General features: G+C 58.0%; 7 protein-coding genes. 4 read left to right on the plus strand and 3 right to left on the minus strand.

Annotated elements, in window-relative coordinates; all coding sequences use genetic code 11:
* Positions 1-8: 8 nt before the first annotated feature.
* On the minus strand, positions 9-1,298 hold the full coding sequence (gene folC, locus ACIQ47_RS06580) for a bifunctional tetrahydrofolate synthase/dihydrofolate synthase (RefSeq protein ID WP_396437379.1): 1,290 nt from the start codon (positions 1,296-1,298) through the stop codon (positions 9-11).
* A 50-nt stretch (positions 1,299-1,348) separates the two neighbouring features.
* On the opposite strand from folC, the gene ACIQ47_RS06585 reads away from it, so the two are divergent.
* From ACIQ47_RS06585 to argG, 4 genes are all read left to right on the plus strand, one after another.
* Positions 1,349-1,693, plus strand: a complete 345-nt coding sequence (locus ACIQ47_RS06585) for an arsenate reductase (protein ID WP_396437380.1) — start codon at positions 1,349-1,351, stop codon at positions 1,691-1,693.
* A 170-nt stretch (positions 1,694-1,863) separates the two neighbouring features.
* Positions 1,864-2,517 (plus strand): glycine zipper 2TM domain-containing protein, encoded by a 654-nt coding sequence (locus tag ACIQ47_RS06590; RefSeq protein ID WP_396437381.1) that lies wholly within the window; start codon positions 1,864-1,866, stop codon positions 2,515-2,517.
* 144 nt (positions 2,518-2,661) lie between these two features.
* Positions 2,662-2,979, plus strand: coding sequence for a pyrimidine/purine nucleoside phosphorylase (locus tag ACIQ47_RS06595; protein ID WP_396437382.1), 318 nt, complete (start codon positions 2,662-2,664; stop codon positions 2,977-2,979).
* A 7-nt stretch (positions 2,980-2,986) separates the two neighbouring features.
* On the plus strand, positions 2,987-4,327 hold the full coding sequence (argG, locus tag ACIQ47_RS06600) for an argininosuccinate synthase (RefSeq protein WP_396428437.1): 1,341 nt from the start codon (positions 2,987-2,989) through the stop codon (positions 4,325-4,327).
* 259 nt (positions 4,328-4,586) lie between these two features.
* Here the strand turns inward: argG and ACIQ47_RS06605 are convergent, their stop codons facing one another.
* Both ACIQ47_RS06605 and ACIQ47_RS06610 read right to left on the minus strand, forming a co-directional pair.
* Complete coding sequence (locus ACIQ47_RS06605; protein ID WP_296292287.1) at positions 4,587-5,435, minus strand: alpha/beta fold hydrolase; 849 nt, start codon at positions 5,433-5,435, stop codon at positions 4,587-4,589.
* 237 nt (positions 5,436-5,672) lie between these two features.
* Positions 5,673-6,526 (minus strand): gamma-glutamyltransferase (locus tag ACIQ47_RS06610; RefSeq protein ID WP_396437383.1); only part of this gene is annotated, 854 nt, incomplete at its 5' end.

Genomic DNA, 6,526 nt, shown 5'->3' on the forward strand with positions numbered 1-6,526 from the left:
GCAGGTGCTCAGGGGCTGAGGTGTTTGGCTTGCAGACGCGGGATGCCGTCTTTCAAAACACCGCCCACGGTATAGAAGGAACCAAAGACAACGATTCTATCAGCCGGGTCTGCCCCCTCAATGGCCCCATGCAAGGCCTGCATGGGGTCGGCATGCACGCTCGAAGCGGTGTCGGTGCGGGTGTTTTGTGCCTGCCAAGCGTGCTGCAAATCGGCCGCTTTGGCGGCACGGGGCAAGGGCAAATCTGTGAAATACCATTTGTCCACCATCGGGTTGACCTTTTGCAGCATGGGCAACAGGTCCTTGTCGGCCATGGCCCCGAACACAGCGTGGGTGGTGGGATAAAAGCCCATGGCGTCCAAGTTGGCCGCCAGCGCGGCCACCGAGTGGGGGTTGTGCGCCACATCCAGCACCAAAACCGGCTGCCCTGGCACGATCTGGAAGCGCCCGGGCAACTCCACCATGGCCAGTCCATTGCGCACCGCCTGGGCAGTGATGGGGATGCGCTGGCGCAAGGCTTCCAGCGCGGCCAGCCCGCCCGAAGCGTTGATCAGTTGGTTGGCCCCGCGCAGGGCCGGATAGGCCATGCCACTGTAGCGGCGATCGCGCCCCGCCCAAGCCCACTGCTGCTTGTCGCCCGAAAAATTGAAATCCCGGCCAAACAGCCAGAGTTCGGCCCCAATGGCCGCAGCGTGATCGATCACGCTTTGCGGCGGCACCGGGTCGCTCACAATCACCGGCCGCCCGGCACGCATAATGCCAGCCTTCTCAAAACCAATGCGCTCGCGGTCATTGCCCAAAATGGCCATGTGGTCGAGATCGATGCTGGTGATCACCGCGCAGTCGGCGTCGATGATGTTGACCGCATCCAGCCGCCCGCCCAAACCGACTTCCAAAATGGCCACGTCCAGATGCGATTGGGCCATCAGGTGCAAGATGGCCAGGGTGCTGAACTCGAAATAAGTCAGGCTGACATCGCCTCGCACCGCCTCGACAGCCGCAAAAGCTTCAGCGAAAGCCTCGGCCGAGGCCGACTCACCGTGCAAACGGCAGCGCTCTTCAAAATGCACCAGATGCGGCGAGGTGTAAACGCCAGTGCGGTAGCCCGCTTGCAGCAGCACCGCTTCGAGCATGGCGCAGGTCGAGCCCTTGCCGTTGGTGCCCGCCACGGTGATCACCGGGCAGTCAAAACGCAGCGCCATGCGGTCGGCCACGGTTTTCACGCGGTCCAGCCCCATGTCAATCGCCACCGGGTGCAGTTGCTCGCACCAGTCGAGCCATTCCTGTAGAGTCTTCATAGGCGGCGATTGTCGCGCAGTCTTGTCACTTTTCACTTCGTCAAAGCTCCATGGACCTCATTGTTTACGGCATTCCCAATTGCGACACCGTCAAAAAAGCCCGCACCTGGCTGGCCGATCACGGCTTGAACGCGTTCTTTCACGATTTCAAAAAACAAGGCGTGCCCGAGGCGCAGCTGGACGCATGGCTGACCGCTGTGGGCTGGGAAACCCTGCTCAACCGCAAAGGCACCACATGGCGCAAGCTGGACGCCGCCGTGCAAGCGGGCGTGACGGACAGCGCCAGCGCCAAACAAGTCATGCTGGTGCACGCCAGCACCCTCAAACGGCCGGTCATTGCCTGGCCCTCGGGGCGAATCACTGTGGGCTTCACGCCAGACCAATGGCCTGCCTGAGAAAAAACAGGTGGTCGCTGATGGACGGCATCGGCGCACGGCGCTGGCCGCAGACAAAGCTGCCTGCTTGCCGCCTCCCCTGAAAAGCGCATGAACTTTACCTGCCAGCCATACAGGAACGCAACACCAACGCTAAACTCATCCTCATTGATTTTACGGAGAAACCGATCATGAAAACCCTGATGACCACCCTTTTGCTTGCTGCAACCGGTTTAACGCAGGCCCAAGAAGTCGGACAAGTGATCTCCCGCACCGCGGTGTACCAACAAGTCGCCGTGCCACGCCAAACTTGCACGCAAACCCCAGTGGCTGTGCAAAACCCCACATCCGGCGCAGGCGCCTTGATGGGGGCCATCGCCGGCGCTGCGATCGGCCACCAAATCGGGGGCGGTTCAGGCCGTGCTGTGGCCACCATGGCCGGTGTCATGGGCGGCGCCATCTTGGGCGACCGGATCGAAAATCCGGGCAGTCAGATGCAAGACCAAACCACCTGCACCACCCAGACCGCTTATGAAAACCGTTTGATCGGGTACAACGTGGTGTATGAATACGCTGGCAAGCAATACAACGTGCAACTGCCCCAAGACCCGGGCCCGACCATCCAGTTGCAAGTCACCCCCATTGGCATACCGCAGTCTGCCGCGCCTGCAGACTCGGTGGTGACCACGAACACCGCCATGGCTCCCCTCATCACCGAATCCCACGTGGTGTATGTGCCCACCCCGGTTTATCGCAACTACCCACCGGTTTACACCAACATCCAATTGGGTTGGGGCTGGAACAACGGCCACGTTCACAGCCGCCGCAACAGTCACTGGCGCTGAAAGCCCAAGATGGCCACGCCCAGTCAAACCCTGATCGGGTTTGACTGTCTGGCCTAAAATGCCGGGTTGACTGGCCACCAAGGGCGTCCAATGACGCCCTTTTCCATTGACGCGGGATGGACCCGCCCCTTTGAAGCATCACCCATGACCACCCAAACCATCGACGGCGTTTCCGTCAACACCCAAGCCAATGTTTACTTTGACGGCAAATGTGTCAGCCACGGCTTGACCCTGGCCGACGGCACCCAACTGTCGGTGGGCGTAATCCTGCCGTCCACACTCACCTTCAACACCGGTGCACCTGAAATCATGGAGTGTGTGGGCGGCTCTTGCGAGTACAAGCTCGACGGCAGCGCCGAGTGGGTCAAGTCCAGCGCTGGCGAAGAGTTCAACGTGCCCGGCAACTCCAAGTTCGAGATCCGCGTGACCGAGCCTTACCACTACATTTGCCACTTCGGTTGATTCCCTCATGAGCACCATCCTGCAAAACCTGCCCAAAGGGCAAAAAGTCGGCATCGCCTTTTCTGGCGGCCTCGACACATCGGCCGCCCTGCTGTGGATGAAACAAAAGGGCGCCCTGCCCTATGCGTACACCGCCAACCTGGGTCAACCCGACGAGGCCGACTACAACGAAATTCCCCGCAAGGCGATGGAATACGGCGCAGAAAAAGCCCGCCTGGTCGATTGCCGCACCCAGCTGGCACACGAAGGCATTGCCGCCATCCAGAGCGGCGCGTTCCACATCTCCACGGGCGGCATCACCTACTTCAACACCACACCTTTGGGCCGCGCTGTGACCGGCACCATGCTGGTCGCCGCCATGAAGCAGGACGATGTCAACATCTGGGGCGACGGCAGCACCTTCAAGGGCAACGACATCGAGCGCTTTTACCGCTATGGCCTGCTGACCAACCCCAACTTGAAGATCTACAAGCCCTGGCTCGACCAGCTGTTCATCGACGAGCTGGGCGGCCGCGCTGAAATGAGCGCCTTCATGACCGCCAACGGCTTTGGCTACAAGATGAGTGCCGAAAAGGCCTACTCCACCGACAGCAACATGCTGGGCGCGACCCACGAAGCCAAAGACTTGGAAAGCCTGCAAAGCGGCATGAAGATCGTCAACCCCATCATGGGCGTGGCCTTCTGGAAGCCCGAAGTGCAAGTCAAAGCCGAAGAAGTGAGCGTGCGCTTTGAAGAAGGCATGCCCGTGGCCCTGAACGGCGTGGAATACGCCGACCCGGTCGAGTTGTTCCTGATAGCCAACGAAATCGGCGGCCGCCACGGTTTGGGCATGAGCGACCAGATTGAAAACCGCATCATCGAAGCCAAAAGCCGCGGCATCTACGAAGCCCCCGGCATGGCGATGTTGCACATCGCCTACGAGCGTTTGGTCACCGGCATCCACAACGAAGACACCCTCGAGCAATACCGCATCAACGGTCTGCGCCTGGGCCGTTTGTTGTACCAGGGCCGCTGGTTTGACCCACAAGCCATCATGCTGCGCGAAACCGCCCAACGCTGGGTGGCCCGCGCCGTCACCGGCACCGTGACACTGGAACTGCGCCGCGGCAACGACTACAGCATCCTGAACACCGAGTCGCCCAACCTGACTTACGCGCCCGAGCGTTTGAGCATGGAAAAGGTGGAAGACGCGCCGTTCAGCCCACTGGACCGCATCGGCCAGCTGACCATGCGCAACCTGGACATCACCGACACCCGAGCCAAACTTGGCATCTACGCCCACACCGGTTTGTTGTCGGTGGGCGAAGGCCCGCACATTTACAAGCTGGATGGCAACGGCAAGAAGTGATTCTTTGACGCTCAAAAAAACGGCCTTTGGGCCGTTTTTTTGGTTGTGGGTCGAGCCAAGGAAGAGCCGCAACACTGCTTCACAAGGCATGAAACAACTCGCACCGGGTCCACCATGCCAGCCGCCTTTGCGCTTGAGCAGCGTCACGATGGTGGGCTTGTGAGCCGTGCCTTTGTTGCAAACTCCAAGTGCCAAGCCACGCGATGATGGCCTTCTTTGAAGAGACTGCAGTCAAGCCATCGGCTTTGCAATGTTCTGATCAGTTCAGGAATTGCTCCACCCTGGCATTGAACTTTTGAGGATTCTCCATGAACATGAAATGGGAGCCACCCTCGTTCGCTTCAAAGATTTCATGCTGACCATTCGGTATCTGTTCTGCTTGCCAGACCACGCATGTCCATGGAACGAAGCTTGCCCTGCCACCGATGCAAAGGGCCGGGACCGTGATCCGTGCCATCACATCACGCCAGTCGTTGTGCACATGATCGATGACCAGTTGGGCTGCCTTGTCACGCGGAAATTTGAAATTGAGCGCGATTGATTTCTGGACAATGTCCTTCGGGCATTCGGGGGTGAACATGCCCGAGACAAAGCCGGTCGTCACTGAGCCATCTGCATCGGCAGCGAGCGCCACAGCGGTACTGAAGGCGGCCTCGGGCGTAAAAATAGCCCCGGCCTGAACCAATCCCTCTGGCGACAGTGTTGGGTTGTTGGAGAGGTAGGCAGGCTCATCGACAAAGACGAATTTCGAGACCCGACTGGCACCGTAGAGATCGTAAAGTCCCCAAAGCACTGAACAGCCCATCGAATGCCCCATCAGGATGGCGTTTTGCAGATCAAGACCTTCGATGAATTCTTTGACATCCTTCGAAAGGCGATAAATCCGATAGCCATGTCCCGGTTTTTCGGATTCGCCGTGGCCACGCATATCCAGCGCCAAGACGCGATATTTTTTTGAAAAATGGTTGATCTGGTGATGCCATTGATCCGCCGTTTGCGACCAGCCCGGGATCATGACAAAGGGCTGGCCTTTGCCGGCCTCCAGGTAACTGAGCTTTACCCCGTCGCTGGTGGTGAAGGTCTTTCTGACTGCATCGATATCAAACATGATGTTCTCCTTTGCTTTGAGCTTGGCTGAGTTCGTTTTGATCCACACCCCTTTTGGGCTCAGGTCGCGCTGAAGGGGCCTCTCAAGCACGCCTGCGTCATTCCAGGGGCAAATTGGTCACCCCTCTTTCACGCGAAATGAGCACACCTGGCAGTCAAAGTGGGCAGCGAAGGTGTTTTTTTGCTGATCGGGGTCAGTGTGTCGCCGCCCCCTTTGATTTCAAACTGAGTCCTTATATTAAAAAGGATTGTCCCCCAGTGCAAGACCTTCTCGACGTGGATCCGCACCGCCCCACAAGGTCTGTGCTCCGGTCGTTGCAGACGGGGCACGAATGATGGTGGATACACCGCTCGACTGTGCCGCAAAAGACACGGTGTGGCCTAACGAGCGCAATCCAGCCAACAATGGATCATTCAAGCCACTATTTGTAACGTCAATAGACGGATGCTCACCACCAACGCCGGTCGTAACACTATTTCCCGCACCGAAATTGACCATCGACGTTGCTTGCTGTGCGTCGAGCTTCCAGTCCAAAGCGCTGACCAATGTTTTTACGACAAACTGAATGATTGATGCACCACCGGGTGAGCCAGTCGCCATGACAAAATCTCCGCGACTACCATCTGAGGCTTTGCTGAATACCAACGTCGGCGCCATTGAACTACGCGGTCTTTTCAGCGGCGCAATTCGATTGGCAATCAAACCCGAAAAATCTGAGGGGTCAAAAGAAAAATCTGTGAGTTGATTGTTCAGAAGAAATCCGCGTGTGAAGTGAAAAGACCCCATTCCAGACTCAATGGTCGTTGTCATGACGAGTGCATTACCGTATTTGTCAACAATGGACATGTGGGTAGTTCCCTTTCCCTCGGTAGCGCTGCTGCCAGAGGCCGGAGCTGTCGGAAAGACACCGGGCAATGCCGTTCCCATACTTTTGGTCGTTGAAATCAAACCCGCTCTTGCTTTCAGATAGTCTTTGGCAACCATCGAACTCACGCCATTGCCTGGGAGAGGGACAAAATCGGTGTCCGCAACATAATTGTTGCGGTCTGCATAGGCCAGCCTTTGCGATTCACTGATCAAATGAACGGCAG

This window comes from Limnohabitans sp. (assembly GCF_044373035.1).
GTDB lineage: Bacteria > Pseudomonadota > Gammaproteobacteria > Burkholderiales > Burkholderiaceae_C > Limnohabitans_A.

Coding starts and splice junctions, on each gene's coding strand:
- argG (WP_396428437.1), top strand. CDS start 2,987: ATGAGCACCATCCTGCAAAACCTGCCCAAAGGGCAAAAAGTCGGCATC.
- ACIQ47_RS06605 (WP_296292287.1), bottom strand. CDS start 5,435: ATGTTTGATATCGATGCAGTCAGAAAGACCTTCACCACCAGCGACGGG.
- ACIQ47_RS06590 (WP_396437381.1), top strand. CDS start 1,864: ATGAAAACCCTGATGACCACCCTTTTGCTTGCTGCAACCGGTTTAACG.
- folC (WP_396437379.1), bottom strand. CDS start 1,298: ATGAAGACTCTACAGGAATGGCTCGACTGGTGCGAGCAACTGCACCCG.
- ACIQ47_RS06585 (WP_396437380.1), top strand. CDS start 1,349: ATGGACCTCATTGTTTACGGCATTCCCAATTGCGACACCGTCAAAAAA.
- ACIQ47_RS06595 (WP_396437382.1), top strand. CDS start 2,662: ATGACCACCCAAACCATCGACGGCGTTTCCGTCAACACCCAAGCCAAT.